19 protein-coding genes and 1 tRNA gene are annotated in these 18,833 nt (G+C 65.8%); 6 read left to right on the top strand and 14 right to left on the bottom strand.

Annotation, left to right across the window (positions count from 1 at the left end):
* Positions 1-12 precede the first annotated feature (12 nt).
* The 3 genes from ACI3EV_RS02725 to ACI3EV_RS02715 all read left to right on the top strand — a co-directional run bounded on the left by ACI3EV_RS02725 (position 13) and on the right by ACI3EV_RS02715 (position 1,773).
* A complete protein-coding gene (locus tag ACI3EV_RS02725) occupies positions 13-207 on the top strand; it encodes a DUF2783 domain-containing protein (protein WP_329770026.1) in 195 nt (64 codons plus the stop codon).
* Positions 208-287: 80 nt separating this feature from the next.
* Positions 288-1,610, top strand: coding sequence for a fumarylacetoacetase (gene fahA / locus ACI3EV_RS02720; RefSeq protein WP_329770027.1), 1,323 nt, complete (start codon positions 288-290; stop codon positions 1,608-1,610).
* Between the two features lie 88 nt (positions 1,611-1,698).
* Positions 1,699-1,773 (top strand) — tRNA-Arg (locus ACI3EV_RS02715).
* A 79-nt stretch (positions 1,774-1,852) separates the two neighbouring features.
* Here ACI3EV_RS02715 and ACI3EV_RS02710 read toward each other — a convergent pair.
* From ACI3EV_RS02710 to ACI3EV_RS02700, 3 genes are all read right to left on the bottom strand, one after another.
* On the bottom strand, positions 1,853-2,314 hold the full coding sequence (locus tag ACI3EV_RS02710; protein ID WP_329770028.1) for a hypothetical protein: 462 nt from the start codon (positions 2,312-2,314) through the stop codon (positions 1,853-1,855).
* Positions 2,315-2,316: 2 nt separating this feature from the next.
* Positions 2,317-2,625, bottom strand: a complete 309-nt coding sequence (locus ACI3EV_RS02705) for a DUF4258 domain-containing protein (RefSeq protein ID WP_329770029.1) — start codon at positions 2,623-2,625, stop codon at positions 2,317-2,319.
* Between the two features lie 75 nt (positions 2,626-2,700).
* The gene (locus ACI3EV_RS02700; protein ID WP_405198057.1) at positions 2,701-5,043 is read right to left on the bottom strand and encodes a heavy metal translocating P-type ATPase; all 2,343 of its coding nucleotides are present in this window, start codon (positions 5,041-5,043) and stop codon (positions 2,701-2,703) included.
* A gap of 364 nt (positions 5,044-5,407) precedes the next feature.
* Here ACI3EV_RS02700 and ACI3EV_RS02695 point away from each other — a divergent pair, with 364 nt between their 5' ends.
* Positions 5,408-6,604, top strand: a complete 1,197-nt coding sequence (locus ACI3EV_RS02695) for a YbfB/YjiJ family MFS transporter (protein WP_337691551.1) — start codon at positions 5,408-5,410, stop codon at positions 6,602-6,604.
* 12 nt (positions 6,605-6,616) lie between these two features.
* Here the strand turns inward: ACI3EV_RS02695 and ACI3EV_RS02690 are convergent, their stop codons facing one another.
* Positions 6,617-6,928: a monooxygenase gene (locus ACI3EV_RS02690; RefSeq protein ID WP_337691553.1), complete on the bottom strand. Its 312-nt coding sequence runs from the start codon at positions 6,926-6,928 to the stop codon at positions 6,617-6,619.
* A gap of 145 nt (positions 6,929-7,073) precedes the next feature.
* On the opposite strand from ACI3EV_RS02690, the gene ACI3EV_RS02685 reads away from it, so the two are divergent.
* Positions 7,074-7,553, top strand: a complete 480-nt coding sequence (locus tag ACI3EV_RS02685; protein ID WP_329770033.1) for a DUF411 domain-containing protein — start codon at positions 7,074-7,076, stop codon at positions 7,551-7,553.
* 4 nt (positions 7,554-7,557) lie between these two features.
* On the opposite strand, the gene arsB is transcribed toward ACI3EV_RS02685, so the two are convergent.
* From arsB to ACI3EV_RS02670, 3 genes are all read right to left on the bottom strand, one after another.
* Positions 7,558-8,580, bottom strand: coding sequence for an ACR3 family arsenite efflux transporter (arsB, locus tag ACI3EV_RS02680; RefSeq protein WP_329770034.1), 1,023 nt, complete (start codon positions 8,578-8,580; stop codon positions 7,558-7,560).
* An 83-nt stretch (positions 8,581-8,663) separates the two neighbouring features.
* Positions 8,664-9,194 (bottom strand): arsenate reductase ArsC, encoded by a 531-nt coding sequence (locus ACI3EV_RS02675; RefSeq protein ID WP_337691555.1) that lies wholly within the window; start codon positions 9,192-9,194, stop codon positions 8,664-8,666.
* Between the two features lie 123 nt (positions 9,195-9,317).
* The gene (locus tag ACI3EV_RS02670; RefSeq protein ID WP_329770036.1) at positions 9,318-9,665 is read right to left on the bottom strand and encodes a helix-turn-helix domain-containing protein; all 348 of its coding nucleotides are present in this window, start codon (positions 9,663-9,665) and stop codon (positions 9,318-9,320) included.
* A 210-nt stretch (positions 9,666-9,875) separates the two neighbouring features.
* Here ACI3EV_RS02670 and ACI3EV_RS02665 point away from each other — a divergent pair, with 210 nt between their 5' ends.
* Positions 9,876-12,620 (top strand): cation-transporting P-type ATPase, encoded by a 2,745-nt coding sequence (locus ACI3EV_RS02665; protein ID WP_337691559.1) that lies wholly within the window; start codon positions 9,876-9,878, stop codon positions 12,618-12,620.
* Positions 12,621-12,643: 23 nt separating this feature from the next.
* Here ACI3EV_RS02665 and ACI3EV_RS02660 read toward each other — a convergent pair whose 3' ends face one another.
* From ACI3EV_RS02660 to ACI3EV_RS02630, 7 genes are all read right to left on the bottom strand, one after another.
* On the bottom strand, positions 12,644-12,916 hold the full coding sequence (locus tag ACI3EV_RS02660) for a DUF2789 domain-containing protein (protein WP_329770039.1): 273 nt from the start codon (positions 12,914-12,916) through the stop codon (positions 12,644-12,646).
* A 102-nt stretch (positions 12,917-13,018) separates the two neighbouring features.
* A complete protein-coding gene (locus ACI3EV_RS02655; protein ID WP_329770127.1) occupies positions 13,019-13,879 on the bottom strand; it encodes an SAM-dependent methyltransferase in 861 nt (286 codons plus the stop codon).
* 40 nt (positions 13,880-13,919) lie between these two features.
* Positions 13,920-14,594: a DUF1415 domain-containing protein gene (locus ACI3EV_RS02650; protein WP_405198024.1), complete on the bottom strand. Its 675-nt coding sequence runs from the start codon at positions 14,592-14,594 to the stop codon at positions 13,920-13,922.
* A gap of 16 nt (positions 14,595-14,610) precedes the next feature.
* On the bottom strand, positions 14,611-15,816 hold the full coding sequence (locus tag ACI3EV_RS02645) for an MFS transporter (RefSeq protein ID WP_329770041.1): 1,206 nt from the start codon (positions 15,814-15,816) through the stop codon (positions 14,611-14,613).
* A complete protein-coding gene (locus ACI3EV_RS02640) occupies positions 15,816-16,994 on the bottom strand; it encodes a deoxyguanosinetriphosphate triphosphohydrolase (protein ID WP_329770042.1) in 1,179 nt (392 codons plus the stop codon). The genes ACI3EV_RS02645 and ACI3EV_RS02640 overlap by 1 nt, the downstream gene beginning before the upstream one ends.
* A 1-nt stretch (position 16,995) precedes the next feature.
* Positions 16,996-18,171, bottom strand: coding sequence for a 3-dehydroquinate synthase (gene aroB / locus ACI3EV_RS02635; protein ID WP_329770043.1), 1,176 nt, complete (start codon positions 18,169-18,171; stop codon positions 16,996-16,998).
* 62 nt (positions 18,172-18,233) lie between these two features.
* Positions 18,234-18,797 (bottom strand): shikimate kinase, encoded by a 564-nt coding sequence (locus ACI3EV_RS02630; RefSeq protein WP_405198056.1) that lies wholly within the window; start codon positions 18,795-18,797, stop codon positions 18,234-18,236.
* Positions 18,798-18,833: the final 36 nt, after the last annotated feature.

The raw sequence follows: 18,833 nt of genomic DNA, 5'->3' as shown, positions 1-18,833 counted from the left end.
GGAGAGATTTCCATGACAACGCAACAACAAGCCCTCACCATCGGCGGTCTGGAGACCGTCTACGATCAACTGGCCCAGGCCATCGACCAGGCCGGCGAAGACAAGACCGAGCTGTTCCTGGTCAAGCTGGCACTGCTGAACGCCAACGCGCTGGCGGATCCGGAACTGTTCGGCCGCCATATCGCCTCCGCCCTGCAGGACCTGTAAGTCCTGCCGGATTCCCGCTTGAGCGGGTCGCCCGGCGCGATCCGCCCAGTGGCATGCTGTACGTCTCACAAGGAACCACCATGTACACCCTGAACGAAACCCATGATCCGGCGCTGCGCAGCTGGGTCGCCAGCGCCAACGATGCCGGCGCCGATTTCACCATCCAGAACCTGCCGTTTGCCGCCTTCCGACGCAAGGGCAGCGCCGAAGCCTTCCGCGGCGGTGTCGCCATCGGCGACCAGATCGTCGACCTGGCTGCGGTCGCGCAAGCCGGCATTTTCAGCGACGCCGCCGCCGAAGCCGCCCAGGCCGGTGCCGAAGAGCGCCTGAACACGCTGATGGGCTTGGGCCAACCGGCCTGGTCGGCGCTGCGCCTGGCGCTGTCGCGCGGCCTGCGCGAAGGCTCCGAGCAGCAGTCTGCGCTGCAGGCCTGCCTGGTGCCGCAACAGGACGCCGAATACAGCGTGCCGGCGCGCATCGGCGACTACACCGACTTCTATACCTCGGTCTACCACGCCACCAATATCGGCGCGCAGTTCCGCCCGGACAACCCGCTGCTGCCCAACTACAAGTGGATCCCGATCGGCTACCACGGCCGCGCTTCCAGCGTGAACGTCTCCGGCACCGATTTCCGCCGTCCACAAGGCCAGACGCGCCCGTCCGAGGGCAGCAGCACGCCCAACTTCGGTGCCAGCCAGCGCCTGGACATCGAGCTGGAACTGGGCATCTTCATCGGCTGCGGCAACGCCCAGGGCGAACCGATCGCCATGGCCGATGCCACGCAGCACGTGTTTGGCCTGTGCCTGCTGAACGACTGGTCGGCGCGCGACATCCAGCCCTGGGAATACCAGCCGCTCGGCCCCTTCCTGTCGAAGAACTTCGCCACCACGATCTCCCCGTGGGTCGTGACGATGGAAGCGCTGGCGCCCTACCGCACCGCCTTTACCCGTCCCGAAGCTGATCCGCAACCGCTGCCCTACCTGGATACGCCGACGCTGTGGACCCAGGGCGCAGTGGATGTGCAGCTGGAAGTGCTGGTGCAGACGCAGCAGATGCGTGATGCCGGCCAGGCGCCGGAATCGCTGATCACCACCAACTACCGCCACGCCTACTGGACGATCGAGCAGATGGTGACGCACCACACCGTCAACGGCTGCAACCTGCAACCGGGCGACCTGTTCGGCAGCGGCACCCTGTCCGGTCCGACGCTGGACCAGGCCGGCGCGCTGATCGAGCTGACCACCGGCGGCAAGAACCTGGTCACGCTGGCCAACGGCGAAAGCCGCACCTGGCTGCTGGACGGCGACAGCATCGTGCTGCGCGGATGGTGCCAGAAGGATGGCGCGGCCCGCATCGGCTTCGGCGAGTGCGAAGCCACCATCCTGCCGGCACGCCAGGGCTGATTCCCGCGCCTCGGCTACAATAAGCGGCTGGCCTGCGCACGTGGGCTGGCCGCTTTTTGTCCTGCGGCAGCGCTGCTGCAGGACGGTGCTCTCCGTAGTTCAATGGATAGAACGGGGCCCTCCTAAGGCTCAGATGCAGGTTCGATTCCTGCCGGGGAGGCCAGTTAGACCTATGTGAAAAGCCGCTTTCCTGCTGGAGAAGCGGCTTTTTATTGTCTGGATGGATCCAGTTCAGCTACAGTTCACGCACACATCGCATCACAGTCCTCGATCGTGCTCTCCCAGCCCGCACGCGATTCCTGCACGACGATCTTCTGGTGCATCAGCCGCTCCACCTGGCTGGCGCGTTCCATGGCCTTTCGGATCGGTACATTACCCTCGGCATGCGCGGCGTACAGCAAGCGCATCAGCTTGTCTGCCCAGCGCGGCACCTTGCCGGTCTTTTCCCAGCGCGCCACGGTCTGAACATCTACGCCGAGTTGCGTCGCCAGTGCAGACTGCGAAACCAGCATGCCGGCACTGCGGATATAGCGGAACTCCACGCCTGTCAGATGGCCGGTCTTGCGCGTCAGGGCCAGACAGATGGCGCGCGTCAGACCTTCCTGATCACGAATCGACACGGCTTCGCCATGGCGCGTCTGACGCACCTCGTATCCATTGGCCAGCCAGACATTGCGCAGGCCACCGTCCTTGTACTGCAGCATGGCTACTCCTTCGTAATGTCAATCACGGTCACGACGATCAGGTCAGGCTCAGGATATTCCACATGCACCACCACCGCGACATTCATGCCAGCCACGTAGCGGCCCATGCGACAGTTCAGTCCTCCATGGCGGATATCCGGCTCCGGCGGCATCGCTATCTTTCCTTTCAGCAAGACATCAAACACCATGGGCCGGTTGATCTTTCGCCCCCACATGCGTACTTCGGCATGCCGGGTGATCAGCACGTTGGAACTGTCAGCAGCCATCTTCCGGATGTGCTTCTCAAGCTGATGAATGCTGGGTTGGCGCACGTGATCTATCTATCAAAATGATAGGTTATCATACCGCAGGGCCAATGCTGCAGCAACCTCTGTTTGTCCCCCTCATCAGACAGATGGCCGCCACCGCAACATCCGCAACCCGTTAAACACCACCAGCAGCGCCGCCCCGACATCGGCAAACACCGCCATCCACATGCTGGCGTTGCCAAACACCGCCAGCAGCAGGAACACCGCCTTGATGCCCAGCGCCAGGCTGATGTTCTGCCAGAGCACGCCATGGGCGCGGCGTGACAGGCGGATGGTTTCGGGGACGCGGCGCAGGTCGTCGTTCATGATGACGACATCAGCTGCTTCGGTGGCGGTGTGGGTGCCGGCCTGGCCCATGGCAAAGCCGACCTGGGCCGCGGCCAGGGCCGGCGCATCGTTGATGCCGTCGCCGACCATGCCGATCGCCTGCTGCGGCTGCGCCGCCATGGCCTGGATCGCTTCCAGTTTTTGCTGCGGCAACAGGCCGGCCTGTACCTCGCTGATGCCGGCTTCGGCGGCAATCGCCTGCGCCGTGGCCGGGTTGTCGCCGGTCAGCATCACCGGGGTGATGCCGAGGGCGCGCAGTTCCCGGATCGCCTGCTGCGAGCTGGGCTTGATCGCATCGGCCACGGCAAACAGGCCGAGCACGCCCTGCGCATCGGCCAGCAGGCTGATGCTGCGACCCTGCCGCTCGTGCACGGCCAGGCGTTCGGCCAGCGCCGGCGTCAGCTGGCCACGCTCCTCGATCCAGCGGCGGTTGCCCAGTACCAGCGCCTGTCCGGCGATGCTGCCCAGCGTGCCACGGCCGGCTTCGGCGGCAAACGCCTCCACCTCGGGCAAGCTGGTGGACACGGCCAGTCCCTGCACGATGGCTTTCGACACCGGATGGTCGGAGCGCGCCGCCATGGCAGCCGCCAGTTGCCAGATCTGATCGGCTGGGATATCGGCACGCAGGCTTTCCTGCGCCACCAGCCGCGGCTTGCCTTCGGTGATGGTGCCGGTCTTGTCCAGCGCCATCTGCGTGATCTTGCGCGCTTCTTCCAGGTAGGCACCACCCTTGATCAGGATGCCTCGCCTTGCCGCTGCCGCCAAACCACTCACCACCGTCACCGGCGTGGAAATCACCAGCGCACACGGGCAGGCAATCACCAGCAGCACCAGCGCCTTGTACAGGCCGGTCAGCCAGCTCCAGCCGCCCAGCCAGGGGCCGAGAATCGCCACCAGGATCGCGATGATGAACACGGCCGGCGTGTAGACCGCGGCAAAGCGATCAACAAAGCGCTGGGTTGGCGCACGCGAACCCTGTGCCTCTTCCACGGCGTGGATGATGCGCGCCAATACGGTATCGGTGGCCGGCGCGGTGACTTCGAATTCCAGCGCGCCGTGCTGGTTGATGGTGCCGGCAAAGACCTCGTCGCCCGGGCCTTTTTCCACCGGCACGCTTTCGCCCGTCACCGGTGCCTGGTCGATGGCGCTGTGGCCGGCCTGCACGCGGCCGTCCAGTGCCAGCCGCTCGCCCGGCTTCACGCGCACGATGGCACCCACGCGGATCGCTGCCGCCGGCTGGCTGAGCCAGCTGCCATCCGGCTGGCGCACCTCGGCCACCGAGGGCGCCAATTCGAGCAGGCTCTTGATAGCGTTGCGCGCCCGGTCTACCGCACGCACCTCGATCAGCTCGGCCATCGCATACAGCGCCATCACCATCGCGGCTTCCGCCCACTGGCCGATAAGGAAGGCGCCGGTCACGGCCACCGTCATCAACGCCGTGATGTTGAGCTGGCCACGCAGCAGCGATGCCAGCCCCTTGCGGTAGACGGCAAAGCCGGACAGCGCAATCGCCAGCGCCGCCACGGCCATGCTGGCGATCTCCCAGGTCAGCGTCTCCGGCGCGAAGAAGTGGATCAGCTCGGCCCCCAGGGCCAGCACCAGCGCCGCGCCCAGCTTGACCATCTCGCGCTGCTGGCGCTGCTGCGTATCTGCCGCCGGGATCGCCTGGCTCAGACGCTCGGTCTTCAGGCCAGCCGCCTGAATCGCCTGCTCGATTCCGTCCCAGGCGCTTTCTGCGGCCTGCACCGTCACCGTGCGTGCCGACAGGTCAAAACGCAGGCTGCCTACCGCCATGCCATCGAGCGCGCGGCGGATCATCGCTTCCTCGCTCGGGCAATCCATGTCCGGTACACGCAGCAGGAGACCGCCTTGCGCCACGCGCTCGGTCTTCAGGCCGGCGGCTTCGATCGCCTGCACGATGGCCGCATGGGCACTGTCATCGGCCTGCAGCGTCAGCGTGCGGCCTCCCAGGTCAAAGCGCAGGCTACCCACCGCCATACCGTCGAGCGCGCGGCGGATCATCGCTTCCTCGCTCGGGCAATCCATATCGGGAATGCGCAGCTGCAAGGTGCTGGCTGCACTGCCCAGCGGCATCGGGCTTGCGCAGGCGCTGCTACCGCAACTGCTTTCGGGCTCCTCCTGCGGGATGCAGCCGCCACAGCAGTCACTTCCAGACTGCGCTGGCGCCTCAGGGATGGCATCGCAGCAGCTACCCTTGTCAGCCGCTACCGCCGGACCGCAGCAGCCACTCGCTGCCTTCACCGGCGTTTGCGGCACCGAGGCAGCACAGCCGTGGCTCTGGCCGTCTTCAACAACATCATGGGAATGGGAATCGTGCTTCATGTCTGTCATGATGAACCCTGAAGTCACTACAAGGTCAAACCCCTGTGATCATCAGGGTTGTCATACCGGCCCTGGCGTCTGGCATGATCGTTGCGATTCCGTTTCAGGAGACCCCATGCCCCGCAGTTCCCGGCCCGCTTCCACCCTGCCCGATTGGCTTATTCTCGTGCTCGGCGCGATGGCGCTGGCGCTGGCCATGGGCATTGGGCGATTCGCCTTTACCCCGCTGATGCCGCTGATGCTCCGCGACGGCACCCTGACTGCCGCCCAGGGAGCGGAATGGGCCACGCTCAACTATGTCGGCTACCTGTTGGGCGCGCTGACGGCGGCCTGGTTTTCGGCGCAGCCCTTGCGCGGCCTGCGGCTGGCGCTGTATGGCGTGGCGGCTACCACGCTGGCGGTAGCCTGGGTCGGTGACGGCCTGCCAGTCTGGTCTGGCGCGCTGCTGCGCACCGTGGCTGGCGTGTTCAGCGCCTGGGCGCTGGTCTGCACCAGCAGCTGGTGCCTGGGTGAAATGGCGCGACGGCACCTGTCGCACCGCGGTGCCTGGATTTATGTCGGCGTCGGCAAGGGCATTGCACTGGCCGGCGTGGTCGCCTGGATCGGCGGCCACCAGAGCGCGCAGGCGCTGTGGCTGGAGTTTGGCGTGGTGACGCTGATCGGAGCGTTGCTGCTGCATGTCCTGGCCCAACCCGGTCCTGCGACAGCCGCTGCCAGCAGCACGCCGGCCGGCCAGCAGCCAGACGCGCCTCCCAGGACGCTGGGCCTGATCGTCTGCTACGGCATTTTCGGCTTTGGCTACATCATGCCGGCCACCTTTCTGCCCACCCTGGCGCGCCAGCAGATCAGCGATCCCATGGTATTCGGCCTGACCTGGCCGCTATTCGGGGCGGCTGCCGCCGTCTCGGTGGCGGCAGCCGCGCTGTGGATGTCCAACTGGAGCCGGCATCGCCTGTGGGCAGTGGCACAAGGCATCATGGCAATCGGCACGCTGATGCCGCTGCTGAACCCGGCGCTGTGGTCGCTGGCGCTATCGGCGGTGCTGGTGGGTGGCACCTTCCTGCTCACCACCATGGGCGGCCTGCAGCTGGCGCGCGCCTACGCGCCCGACAATCCGACGCCGCTGCTGGCGCGCATGACGGTGGCCTTTGCCGCCGGCCAGATCCTCGGCCCCTTGCTGGTACGCGCGATTGGCGACCAGCGCTGGCTCGGCTGGGACGCCCTGGCCTGGGGCCATGCCTCGGCGACCGTGCTGCTGCTGATCACCGCCGCCTGGCTGTGGCAGGCCTCGCGCAAGCCGGGTGCGGCCTGATCGTGCAATGGCTCAGTCGGTCTCGATCTGCCCAGTCAGGTTGTTGACCGATACCGGTACCTCGTAGAACTGGATTTCTGGCGGCGCGCCATACTTGGCCGTGACCATCGCCTTCCAGTCATCGGTGTAGCAGGCATCGGCCGCGGCGCGGCTGTCCCAGAAATAGATGCCACCGGCGCGATCGCCCTGCTCGGACACGTAGTAGTGCTTGCGCTTCAGGCCGGCCAGGCCGACATACTTGGGCGCGGTAGACTGGAACACGGCAGCGGCCTGCTCCACGCTCCAGGGTTTGGACAGGCGGAAAGTGACGATGGACACCAGCATGGCTTTCTCCTCGGATCAGTTCGGTGGTGCTGCCATCCTAGCGCGCCTGTGGCTGCGGCAGCCGTCATTTGCAAAATACCGCAGTTGATAGGCTATTCGACTCATGGCAATATAGCGCCTTCCTTGCGAACCAGAAGATACCACCATGACCGCACCAGCCTCCCGTCGTCACCTCCTGCGCCTGCTGTCTGCCGGCGCTGCCGCCAGCCTGGCCAGCCCGCTATGGGCGCGCCCCGCCGCCAACGCTACTCCGGTCACGGTCTGGAAAGACGCCAGCTGCGGCTGCTGCAAGGACTGGATCGCACACATGGAAGCCAACGGCTTCCGCGTTACCAGCTACGACACCGGCAACAACGCGGTGCGCGCCCGCCTCGGCCTGGCCCAGCGCTACGCCTCCTGCCACACCGCCGTGGTCGGCAGCTACGTGATCGAGGGCCATGTGCATGCCAACGAGATCCGCCGCCTGCTGCGCGACAAGCCGAAGGCGCTCGGCCTGGCCGTGCCTGGCATGCCGATCGGCTCCCCGGGCATGGACGGCCCGGTCTATGGCGGCCGCCGCGACCGCTACGCCACGCTGCTGGTGCAGCGTGACGGCAGCAGCAGCGTGTTCCAGCGTCACGGCTAAACCATCAAGCCGCCGCCAGCCGCTTCTGCTCCATGCGATTCAGCATGGCGCACAGCGACAGCATCACCGGCACTTCCACGAGCACGCCAACCACGGTGGCCAGTGCCGCACCTGACTGCAGACCAAACAGCGAAATCGCCACAGCCACCGCCAGTTCGAAGAAGTTGGAGGTGCCGATCAGGCAGGCCGGTCCGGCCACGTTGTGCGGCAGCTTGAGCAGGCGCGCACCCAGCAGGCTGATAAAAAAGATGCCGTAGGTCTGCAGCAGCAGCGGAATCGCGATCAGCACGATCACCAGCGGCTTGGCCACAATCGTCTGCGCCTGGAATCCGAACAGCAGCACCACGGTGCCAATCAGGCCGAACATGGACCAGGGCTTGAGCCGCGCCGTGAATTCCGCCACCGCGGCAGGCGAGCGGCGCAGCAGCGCACGGCGCGTCAGCACGCCGGCGATCAGCGGCAGCACCACGTACAGCACGGTCGACAGCAGCAGCGTTTCCCACGGCACCGTCACATTCGTCACGCCAAGCAGGAAAGCTGCAATCGGTGCAAACGCCACGATCATGATCAGGTCGTTCACAGACACCTGCACCAGCGTGTAACTGGCATCGCCCTTGACCAGCTGGCTCCAGACAAACACCATGGCGGTACACGGTGCCACGCCGAGCAGGATCATGCCGGCGATGTATTCGGTGGCCGATTGCGGATCGACCCAGGGCGCAAAAATGTAGTGGAAGAACAGCACGCCCAGCGCTGCCATGGTGAAGGGCTTGATCAGCCAGTTCACCACCAGCGTCAGCAACAGGCCCCTGGGCCGCTTGCCCACGTCCTTGACCGAGCTCCAGTCCACCTGGATCATCATCGGGTAGATCATCACCCAGATCAGCACGGCCACCACCAGGTTCACGTGCGCCAGTTCCAGTGCCGCAATTGCCTCGAACACGCCGGGCATGGCCAGCCCCAGCGCCACGCCGGCGGCAATGCCCAGCCCTACCCATACCGTCAGGTAACGTTCAAATAATCCCATGATGCTGCTTTCTGTACTGTCGTGAAGTGATGAAAAATCGCGCTGCCCACCCCCTTGATGGTGCAGCGCGACAGGGGCCGGATTCAGGCCTGGCCGCGGCGGTCTGTCGGGTCAATCGTCTGCTGGCCGATCTTGTCCAACTCGTGCTTCAGCGCCAGCGCGTCCAGCGAGGCCAGCGGCAGGCTGGAAAACTCGCGGATGCGGTTGGCCAGGCCATGCAGCGTGTTGTTGAAGGCACGGCGCTTGTCGGCATCGCTGCCCTCTACCGCAGCCGGGTCCGGGAAGCCCCAGTGGGCGCTCACCGGCGAACCGGGCCAGTACGGACAGACTTCGCCCGCGGCCTGGTCACATACGGTGATGATGAAATCCATCTTCGGTGCATCGGCACCGGCAAACTCGTCCCAGCTCTTGCTGCGCAAGTCGTCCACCGGCAGATGCGCGGCCTGCAGCAACTCCAGCGTGATCGGGTTCACCTGGCCTGCCGGGTGGCTGCCGGCGCTGTAGGCCTTGAACTTGCCCTTGCCGATAAAGTTGAACAGTGCCTCGCCCATGATGCTGCGGGCCGAGTTGCCGGTGCACAGCACCAGCACATTGAAAACACGGTTGTTGTCCATTGTTCTACCCTCCTGTTTGCTGGGAACATCAGGCCAGTCTGGCCACCACGGTCACCAGTTCGTCATTAATTTGACATTAAATGAATGATTCAAATATCAGCACAAAAAAAGCCGCCCTGCTGCTCACGCCTGATCGGCGGGTGACGCACCCACAGGCACGTCACACAGGCCGGCACATTGTTCCGGATGCCCGTCACAACATTCTTTCACAAGGTAGTCGATCAGGTCCAGCATCAGCGGCATATGGGCACGGTAACGCTGGAAACGCCCTTCCTGCTCCACCGTCAGCAGGCCCGATTGCACCAGCGCCTTGAAATGGAAGGACAGATTGGCTGGCGGCAGCTGCAGCTCCGTGGCGATTTCCCCCGCCACCATGCCTTCTGCGCCACGCTTGACCAGCAGCCGGTAGATATCCAGGCGCACGGCAGACGAGAGCGATTCGAAGATGGCCAGGGCGGCAGTCTGTTGCATGATTTGATTCTACAACAAAACTTCAAATGTCACGCGGCAGTCAGATTACGTGGATATTTCCTGCCAACCCCATCTGGCTGTCCAACCGGCAGGACACGCCGGCCTGTCTGGCTAGAATGCAGTGATCCCCTCGCCCCCTGCGGGCCATTCCCCCTACCTGTACCCACCCGCTGCGGACTCCCGCCTGCGGGCGGCGCAGCCTGCACCGGCATGACAGAGACACCCTCCCAGGCCCCCTCCCCCGCTCCCCGTGCCCACTGGCACACCCTTTCCACCGACCAGACCGGCACCCGGCTCGACAGCAGCACGCAAGGTCTGGACAGCCAGCAGGCCGATCAGCGCCTGCAGCTGTACGGCCCCAACCGCCTTGCCGCCGCCCGAAAGCGCAGTGCGCTGCAGCGCTTCCTGCTGCAGTTCCACAACATCCTGCTCTACGTGATGATGGGATCGGCCGTGATCACCGCCAGCCTGGGCTACTGGGTCGATACCGGCGTATTGATGGGGGCCGTGCTGATCAACGCCATCATTGGCTACCTGCAGGAAGGCAAGGCAGAAAAGGCGCTGGACGCGATCCGCAACATGCTGTCTCCGCGCTGCATCGTGTTGCGTGACGGCAGCTACCGCGAGCTCGATGCCGACCAGCTGGTACCCGGCGATGTGGTGCTACTGGCCTCCGGCGACCGGGTGCCGGCCGACCTGCGCCTGCTGTCAGTGCACGAGCTGCGCGTGGAAGAAGCGGCGCTCACCGGCGAATCGCTGCCAGTCGACAAGGGCATCGATCCGGTGGCGCACGATGCGCCACTCGGCGACCGCTTCTGCATGGCCTATGCCGGCACGCTGGTGCTCTACGGCCAGGCCACCGGCATGGTGGTCGCCACCGCTGGCCAGACCGAACTGGGCCGCATCAACCAGCTGCTGGGCAGCATGACTGCCCAGACCACGCCGCTGCTGCGCCAGATCGACCGCTTTGGCAAGACACTGGCGATCGGCGTATTGTCGATTTCGGCGCTGACCTTTGCCATGGGCACGCTGTGGCGCGGCCATCCGGCTGCCGACATGTTCATGATGGTGGTGGCACTCACCGCCTCGGCGATTCCCGAAGGCCTGCCAGCCATCATCACCGTGGCGCTGGCGCTCGGCGTGCAGCGCATGGCGCGGCGCAAGGCCATCGTGCGCCGCTTGCCGGCGGTCGAGGCGCTGGGCGCGGTCAGCGTGATCTGCTCCGACAAGACCGGCACCCTGACGCGCAACGAGATGACGGTGCAGCGCGTGGCCTGCGCCAACCACGAGGTGATCGAGGTCAGCGGCATCGGCTATGCCCCGGTCGGCGAGCTGCTGCTGAACCGCGAGCGTGTGCAGCCGGCGGACTATCCGGCCCTGCAACTGGCGATACGCGCCAGCGTGCTGTGCAATGATGCCAGCCTGCACCAGGAGGATGGCCAGTGGCTGGTCAGCGGCGACCCGACCGAGGGCGCACTGCTGGCACTGGGCGGCAAGACCAGCTTCACGCAGCTGGCCGCACGCGCCGACTGGCCGCGCATGGATGCCATCCCCTTTGAATCGGAACACCGCTACATGGCCAGCTACCACGAGGACGCCCAGGGCGAACCGTGGATCTTCGTCAAGGGCGCGCCCGAACGCATTCTCGACATGTGCGGCCAGCAGATGCGGCTGGACGGAGGCCTGGAGCCGCTGGATGTGGACAACTGGCGCCGCATGGCCACCGATACCGCCGCCCACGGCCTGCGCCTGCTGGCGCTGGCCGTACGCCGCCAGCGGCCGCGACAGGAGCGCCTGGCACACGCCGATCTGGCCGATGGCGACTTCGTCATGCTGGCGCTGGTCGGCATCATCGATCCGCCGCGCGAGGAAGCGATCCGCGCCGTGGCGCAATGCCACCAGGCCGGCATCCGCGTCAAGATGATCACCGGCGACCATGCCGAAACCGCCCGCGCCATCGGCGCGCAACTGGCGATCGGCATCGGCAAGCCCACGCTCACCGGCAACGAGGTCGCGCTGCTGGACGACCGGGAGCTGCGCCGCGTGGTGCAGGAAGTGGATATCTTTGCGCGCGCCAGCCCGGAACACAAGCTGCGCCTGGTGCAGGCGCTGCAGGACTGCGGCGAGGTCGTGGCCATGACCGGCGACGGTGTCAACGATGCGCCGGCCCTCAAGCGCGCCGATGTCGGCGTTGCCATGGGCCTGAAAGGCACCGAAGCCGCCAAGGACGCCTCCGACATGGTGCTGGCCGACGACCACTTTGCAACCATTGCCGCTGCCGTGCGCGAAGGCCGCGCCGTCTACGACAACATCCGCAAGTTCATCCTATTCATGCTGCCGACCAATGGTGGCGAGGCGCTGGTAGTAATTGCCGCGATCCTGTTCCAGCTCGCCCTGCCGCTGACGCCGGCACAGGTGCTGTGGATCAATATGGTGACCTCGAGTGCGCTTGGCATGGCCCTGGCCTTCGAGCCGGCCGAGCCCGGCATCATGCAGCGGCCACCGCGCCGCGCGCATGAAGCCTTGCTGTCCGGCTTCTTCATCTGGCGCCTGCTGCTGGTCTCGCTGCTGTTCATGCTGTCCACGCTCGGCCTGTTCCTGTGGGAGTTGCGCTCGGGCACCAGCCTGGAAGTAGCACGCACCATGGCAGTCAATACCGTGGTCGCCTGCGAGGTGTTCTACCTGCTCAACAGCCGGCATATCCTGAAACCGGTGCTGACGCGCGAGGGACTGACCGGCAACTGGTATGTACCGGCCGCCATGCTGGCCTGCATACCGCTGCAACTGGCCTATACCTACCTGCCGTGGATGCAGGAGCTGTTCGGCTCTGCCGGTCTGAGCCCGTACGAATGGCTCAAGGTGCTGGCGGCCGGCCTGCTGGTGTTCGTGGTGGCGGAAATCGAGAAATGGGTATTGCGTGCCAGCGGGCTGGCACGCCGTTTCAGGCTGGGCTGACTTCCCTCAGCCCAGGATCGGGATCAGTTCGAGACCGGGCAGACCTCCGGCGGCTCGCCCTGCAGGCGTGCGGCCAGGTCATCGACCACCACCGCCCAGTTGGCATCGCGCTCCAGTTCTTCCTTCAGGAAGCGCGCCTGGCTCTCGTTCCAGAACGGTGCATCGCACAGATTGACGCAACTGGCATCCAGACGGTTATTCTGCACAAAATCCCGGATCGCCTGCTCGTCGCTGGGCAGGCCGAGCTGGCTGAACAGGTCCTCCATGGTGTAGCCGGAAGTGGGGTACATGGACATGGCATTCTCCTTATGGTCTGGCGCAAGCGGGAGGCCTGCACATCAATACCCATTGTCGAGTCTGCCAGCGGGCCCGTCTGTAGGACTAAACCCGGACCGGCCTCACCCGGCGCGCTCGGCCATATCGGCCACCAGTGGATAGCGCAGCGCCAGCAGCTCCTGCAGGCCAAACTCCTCGGCCATGGCGTGCATGCGCTGGGCCGCGCTGCGCTTCTTCTGGCCGGTGTACTGCGCCAGGATCAGCTCGTTCTTCATGCTGTGTTCCCAGCCCACCAACTCGGTCACGGTCACACTGTAACCCTGCGATTCCAGGTACAGGCAGCGCAGCACGTTGGTGATCTGGCTGCCCATCTCGCGCGTGTGCAGCGGGTGGCGCCACAGTTCGGCCAGCGGCGTGCGCGACAGGTTGAAGGCCTTGTTCTGGCGCAGGAAACTGGCCGTCTCGGCCTGGCAGCATGGCACCAGCACCATGTGGCCGGCCTGCTTCTGCAGGCCAAAGGCGATCGCATCGTCGGTGGCGGTATCGCAGGCGTGCAGCGCCGTCACCACGTCGATGCGCTCCGGCAGCTCCGTGCTGCTGGCCGACTGCTGCACCGTCAGCGGCAGAAAGCGCATGCGCGCAAAACCGAGCTGCTGCGCCAGCGCACGCGAGCGCTGCACCAGTTCCTCGCGCGTCTCGATGCCGTAAATCGTGCCGCCCTCGCGCTGCTGGAAGAACAGGTCGTAGATGATGAAGCCCAGGTAGGACTTGCCGGCACCGTGGTCGGCCAGCGTGATCGCGCTGTTGCCAGCAGCTTCCAGCTCCAGCAGGATCTTCTCGATAAAGCCGAACAGGTGGTAGACCTGCTTGAGCTTGCGGCGCGAATCCTGGTTCAGTGCGCCATCGCGCGTCAGGATATGCAGCTCCTTCAGCAACTCGACCGACTGGCCGGGACGGATCGCTTCCTGCACCTGCTGTGCCATCAGCTCGGCCTTGGACGGGCCGCGTGCCGGCTTGCGCGGCTTATTCGCCGCCGTCGCCATCGCCACCCTCGTCATCACGCTGGTCACCGTCACCGGGCGGCTGCTTGCGCTGGCCGTGCGCCGGGCAGGCACGCACCCAGTCATCGCCGCTGACGCGGGTCTGGATGCCGAGCTTTTCCCAACCGCTGCGGCCCATGGCCTCGAGGCGCTCGATGTTGTTGGCGGGGATATCGTCCACATCCGGGTAGTTCTCGACGGCACGGTCGATGCTGGCTTCGCGCAGCAGGTGCAGCGTCGGGTACGGCGCCCAGTTGGTGGCATTGCTGATGTCGTCCGGCTCGGTATCGGCAAACTGGTAGCGCGGGTGGAAGCTGGCAATCTGCAGCTCGCCTTCCAGGCCCAGGTCGGCCAGGATGTCCTCCGCGGCACCGGCAAAATCGTTGAAGTAGAGGAAATCGTCAAACATCGCCGGGAACAGCAGCAGCGTGGTCTCGCGCTCGTCCATCGGCAGTTCGGCCAGCGCCACCAGCTCGTCATGCACGGCCTGCAGCGCCTCGTCTTCGGTCAGCGCACCGGACACCGCATAGTGGACCAGTTCCTTGGTGTAGGTCGCCTTGGCAAACGGGCACAGGTTGAGGCCGATCACGGCCTGTTCCAGCCAGTGGCGGGTATCGGCCACAACGGTATTTTGGAGATCGGTAGTCATGCGCGCCATTGTGCCACGCAGCGTCTCAGCGGGCTACGGCGGGCGGGGTGCGCAGGCGCGCAAATTGCAGCGCCAGCAGGCAGCCCAGCACGCAGGCACTGCCGGTGGCCGCCCAGGTCCAGTGCCAGCCGCCGACCACGCCCGATAGCCAGGCCACGGCCGGCGGACCGGCAAACTGCCCCAGCGAGGAGCCCTGCAACATCCAGCCCACGGTGCTGGCAATCAGGCTGCTGTCCGGCGCCAGCCGCGGCACCAGCGCAAACAGCGTGCCCGGAATCAGGCCACCAAACAGCGAGAACAGCAGCATGCCGACATAGCGCACCGCCGGCGGCAGTTCCAATCCGGTAAACGCCAGCCAGGACCCCAGCGCCATCACGACAAAACCGATGATCAGCAGCGTGCCCGGCTCCGTGCCGCGGTGCAGGCGCTGGCCTGCCACCACGTTGCCGATGATGTTCATCGCCGGCACCAGCGCCATCAGCAGGCCCAGCGTCCAGCCGCTCACGCCGGCCTGCGCATAAATCGTCGGCAGAAAGCCGATCACCGCCATCCACTGGGAGGAGTAGACGCAAAAGGTCAGGAACAGCAGCCAGGGTCCGCGGCTGGACAGCGTCAGGTGCAACTGGCCGGTCCAGCCACCGGCCACGGCCGCTGCCGGGCGTGGCGGATCGGCCGGCACCCAGCGTCGCACGGCCAGCAAGCAGAGCGCGCACAGCAAGCCAATCAACCACCACCAGCCGGCCCAGCCGACTGCCAGGATCACGGCCGGCCCGAGCAGCATCGCCAGCGCCGTGCCAAACGGCACATAAGCCCCCCAGACGCCCATCACCTGCGTCACCCGCTGCGGCGGCACCAGCCGGCGCAGCACCGCCGGCGCCGACAGCGAGGTCAGCAAGAAGCCGAGTCCTTCAAAGGCGCGCAATACCAGCAGCGCGGTCACGCTCTCGACCCAGCCGCCGGCAAAACTGGCCAGACTCATCAGCGCCAGGCCAGCCAGCATGGAGCGGCGCAGGCCAATACGCTCGCTCGCCAGCCCGAGAAACAGGCCCAAACTGAGCGATGCCACCTGCACCAGTGACAGCAGAAAGCCGGCCTGCACCAGCGTCACGCCCAGCTCCTGCTGCAGCGCGGGTACCGCCGGCGGCAGCTTGCCAATGATCATGGCCGCACACACACCCGTGACCAGCACGACCCAGATGGCGCGCATGCCGCCCTGCTTGTCCGGAGCCATCACATCAAGACCTGCTGGCCAGTCAGGCGTACATGCTCACGCAAGGCGAAGCGGTCGGTCATGCCGGCAATATAGTCGGCCACGGCGCGCTCGGTATCGGCACGCGTGGCGAAATCGGGTTTCATCTGCTGCGGCTGCTGCAGGTAGATGGCAAACAATTCGCGTACCACCTGCTGCGCCACGTCCATCGTCTGCATCACCTGCGGATGGCGGTAGAGCGCCTTCAGCAGCAGCTGCTTGAGTTGCAGCGATTCATCGCGCATGGTGGCGCTGAAACCGACCAGCGGCGGGCACTGGCGCACCGCGTCCACGCTGTCCGGCCGGTGCTGTTCCAGCGCGGCGCGCGTGGCAGCGATCACGTCGTAGACCTGCTCGCTCAGCATGCGGCGGATGGTTTCGTAGATCACGCGGCGGCCGCTGAGCTGTGGCCAGTCACGCAGCGTGCTGGCATGGTGGCGCGCCACCAGCGGCACGCTCAGCACCTGCTCCCACTGCAGCAGGCCGGAGCGCAAGCCGTCATCGATATCGTGCGCGTTGTAGGCAATCTCGTCGGCGATATTGCACAGCTGCGCCTCCAGGCCCGGCTGCTGCCCGAGCAGGAAGCGCTGGCCCACACCGCCCGGCTCCTGCTGTTCCAGCCAGCGCGCGTTGCGCGCCGAACAGTGCTTGAGGATGCCCTCACGCGTCTCGAAACACAGGTTCAGGCCGTCAAACGCCGGATAACGCTGCTCCAGCACATCCACCACGCGCAGGCTCTGCAGGTTGTGCTCGAAACCGCCATGCTGCTGCATGCAGCCGTTGAGCGCATCCTGCCCGGCATGGCCAAACGGCGTGTGACCCAGATCGTGCGCCAGCGCAATCGCTTCCACCAGATCCTCGTCCAGCCCCAGCGCACGCGCCACGCTGCAACCGAGCTGCGCCACTTCCAGCGAATGCGTCAGCCGGGTGCGGTACAAATCCCCCTCGTGGTTCAGGAACACCTGCGTCTTGTAGACCAGCCGGCGGAACGCCGAGCTGTGCACGATGCGGTCACGGTCGCGCTGGAAGGCGCCGCGCGTTGGCGCATCGGCTTCTGCATGGCGGCGCCCGCGCGACTGCCAGGGCAAGGCAGCCCAGGCGGCATGGCTGTGCTGGCCGCTGTCCGGAACGCCTGGCAGCGGCGCGCTGTAGATCGCCATCTCAGGCCTGGCTGCAGACGTGGATCACGTCGGCCACCAGGCTGTCCGGCGCCTTGGCCAGCGCCGCCTCGCCCGGCTGTGCGATCACGACAAAACGGATCTCGCCGGCCTCGGCCTTCTTGTCCACGCGCATATGGTGCAGCCATTCCTCGACGTTGGCAGCATCCTCCTCGGCCAGACGCGGTGCCACCACCGGCAGGCCGGCGCGCTGCACCAGCGTGCGCACGCGCTGCACGAAAGCCGCATCCACCAGGCCAAGCCGCGCCGACAGCTCGGACGCCATCACCATGCCGCAACCCACTGCCTCGCCGTGCAGCCAGGTGCCAAAGCCCAGGCCAGCCTCAATCGCGTGACCAAAGGTATGGCCATAGTTCAGGATCGCGCGCATGCCGCTTTCCTGCTCGTCCTGGCCCACCACCCAGGCCTTGATCTGGCAACTGCGGCGCACCGCCACTGCCAGCGCCTGCGGGTCACGCGCACGCAAGGCATCGATATGCTGCTCCAGCCAATCAAAAAAGCCCATGTCGGCAATCGGACCGTACTTGATCACCTCGGCCAGACCGGCACTGAGTTCGCGATCCGGCAGCGTGGCAAAGGTGTCCATGTCGCAAATCACGCGGCGCGGCTGGTAGAAGGCGCCGATCATGTTCTTGCCCAGCGGGTGGTTGATGGCAGTCTTGCCGCCGACCGAGGAGTCGACCTGCGCCAGCAGCGTGGTCGGCACCTGTACAAAAGGCACGCCACGCATGTAGCAGGCCGCGGCAAAACCGGTCATGTCACCGATCACGCCGCCCCCCAGCGCATACAGCACCGTCTTGCGGTCGCACTGCTGGCCCAGCAGGCCATCAAAAATCAGGTTCAGCGATTCCCAGGTCTTGTATTCCTCGCCATCGGGCAAGGCCACCACATGCACCTTCGGGTACAGCGGCTGCAGCGCCTGCAGCAACTGCGCGGCATACAGCGGCTGCACCGTGGTGTTGGTCACGATCACGGCACTACGCGCGGCCGGCAGGCCCTGCCAGCTGGCCGCCTTTGCCAGCAAGCCACTGCCGATATGGATGTCGTAGCTGCGCGTATCTAGCGCAATGGAAACGCGCTCCTCGCCGGCCGCAGGCACGGCATCGAACGGCGTCAGGGGAGCGGTGATATCGAATCGGGTCAGGGCTGTGGCGTTCATGCCCCTATTGTCGCGCAAGTCGAAAACCCGAACCGGCTGCAGGCCCGCTTGCCGGCCCGGTTTCAGCCGCGTGAGCGTCGACCCTGCGGCCCCGGTGCTCTGGGTGGCCTGGGCGGCGTTTCGCCCTGCGGCACCAGACCGGCCATTTCCAGCTGCATCGCGATATGGCTGACCAGCATCTGGATCGAGGAACGGCCGGTATCGATCACGTAATGCGCGGTTTTCAGGTAGAGCGGATCACGCGCCTGGAACAGCTCCTGCAGCTTCTGGCGCGGATCGGCCACCTGCAGCAGCGGGCGCTTGGTGTCGTGGCGCAGGCGGCGGTAGATTTCTTCGGGCGAAGCGCGCAGGTAGAGCACGGTGCCGTGCTGGCGCAAGATGTCACGGTTTTCCTCGCGCAGCAGCGCACCGCCACCGGTCGAGAGCACGATCTGCTCGCTGCTTTCAGCGACGCGGCGCAACAGCGCCGTTTCCAGGTCACGGAAGGCCTGTTCGCCCTGCGTCTCGAAGTATTCGCGGATGCTCATGCCGATCTGCTGCTCGATCTCGTGGTCACTGTCCACGAAGGGCAAGCCGAAACGGCGCGCCACCTGCCGCCCTGCCGACGATTTGCCCGAACCGGGCATGCCTACCAATACGATCACCTTGCTGTCTCCTGTCTG

It is taken from the genome of Allobrachymonas wangyanguii, assembly GCF_045055315.1.
GTDB lineage: Bacteria > Pseudomonadota > Gammaproteobacteria > Burkholderiales > Burkholderiaceae_C > Brachymonas > Brachymonas wangyanguii.
The sequence above is the reverse complement of the archived record's forward strand: the minus strand, read 5'-3'. Positions and strand labels throughout refer to the sequence as shown.

Excerpts from the sequence above, each read along its gene's own strand:
- aroB (WP_329770043.1), bottom strand. The coding sequence starts at position 18,171 with ATGAACGCCACAGCCCTGACCCGATTCGATATCACCGCTCCCCTGACG.
- ACI3EV_RS02645 (WP_329770041.1), bottom strand. The coding sequence starts at position 15,816 with ATGGCTCCGGACAAGCAGGGCGGCATGCGCGCCATCTGGGTCGTGCTG.
- ACI3EV_RS02690 (WP_337691553.1), bottom strand. The coding sequence starts at position 6,928 with ATGCTGGTGTCCATCGTCACTTTCCGCCTGTCCAAACCCTGGAGCGTG.
- ACI3EV_RS02670 (WP_329770036.1), bottom strand. The coding sequence starts at position 9,665 with ATGCAACAGACTGCCGCCCTGGCCATCTTCGAATCGCTCTCGTCTGCC.
- ACI3EV_RS02685 (WP_329770033.1), top strand. The coding sequence starts at position 7,074 with ATGACCGCACCAGCCTCCCGTCGTCACCTCCTGCGCCTGCTGTCTGCC.
- ACI3EV_RS02660 (WP_329770039.1), bottom strand. The coding sequence starts at position 12,916 with ATGTCCATGTACCCCACTTCCGGCTACACCATGGAGGACCTGTTCAGC.
- fahA (WP_329770027.1), top strand. The coding sequence starts at position 288 with ATGTACACCCTGAACGAAACCCATGATCCGGCGCTGCGCAGCTGGGTC.
- ACI3EV_RS02630 (WP_405198056.1), bottom strand. The coding sequence starts at position 18,797 with ATGCCCGGTTCGGGCAAATCGTCGGCAGGGCGGCAGGTGGCGCGCCGT.
- ACI3EV_RS02695 (WP_337691551.1), top strand. The coding sequence starts at position 5,408 with ATGCCCCGCAGTTCCCGGCCCGCTTCCACCCTGCCCGATTGGCTTATT.
- ACI3EV_RS02640 (WP_329770042.1), bottom strand. The coding sequence starts at position 16,994 with ATGGCGATCTACAGCGCGCCGCTGCCAGGCGTTCCGGACAGCGGCCAG.
- ACI3EV_RS02710 (WP_329770028.1), bottom strand. The coding sequence starts at position 2,314 with ATGCTGCAGTACAAGGACGGTGGCCTGCGCAATGTCTGGCTGGCCAAT.
- ACI3EV_RS02665 (WP_337691559.1), top strand. The coding sequence starts at position 9,876 with ATGACAGAGACACCCTCCCAGGCCCCCTCCCCCGCTCCCCGTGCCCAC.
- ACI3EV_RS02675 (WP_337691555.1), bottom strand. The coding sequence starts at position 9,194 with ATGGACAACAACCGTGTTTTCAATGTGCTGGTGCTGTGCACCGGCAAC.
- ACI3EV_RS02700 (WP_405198057.1), bottom strand. The coding sequence starts at position 5,043 with ATGCCGCTGGGCAGTGCAGCCAGCACCTTGCAGCTGCGCATTCCCGAT.
- ACI3EV_RS02650 (WP_405198024.1), bottom strand. The coding sequence starts at position 14,594 with ATGGCGCGCATGACTACCGATCTCCAAAATACCGTTGTGGCCGATACC.
- ACI3EV_RS02725 (WP_329770026.1), top strand. The coding sequence starts at position 13 with ATGACAACGCAACAACAAGCCCTCACCATCGGCGGTCTGGAGACCGTC.
- arsB (WP_329770034.1), bottom strand. The coding sequence starts at position 8,580 with ATGGGATTATTTGAACGTTACCTGACGGTATGGGTAGGGCTGGGCATT.
- ACI3EV_RS02655 (WP_329770127.1), bottom strand. The coding sequence starts at position 13,879 with ATGGCACAGCAGGTGCAGGAAGCGATCCGTCCCGGCCAGTCGGTCGAG.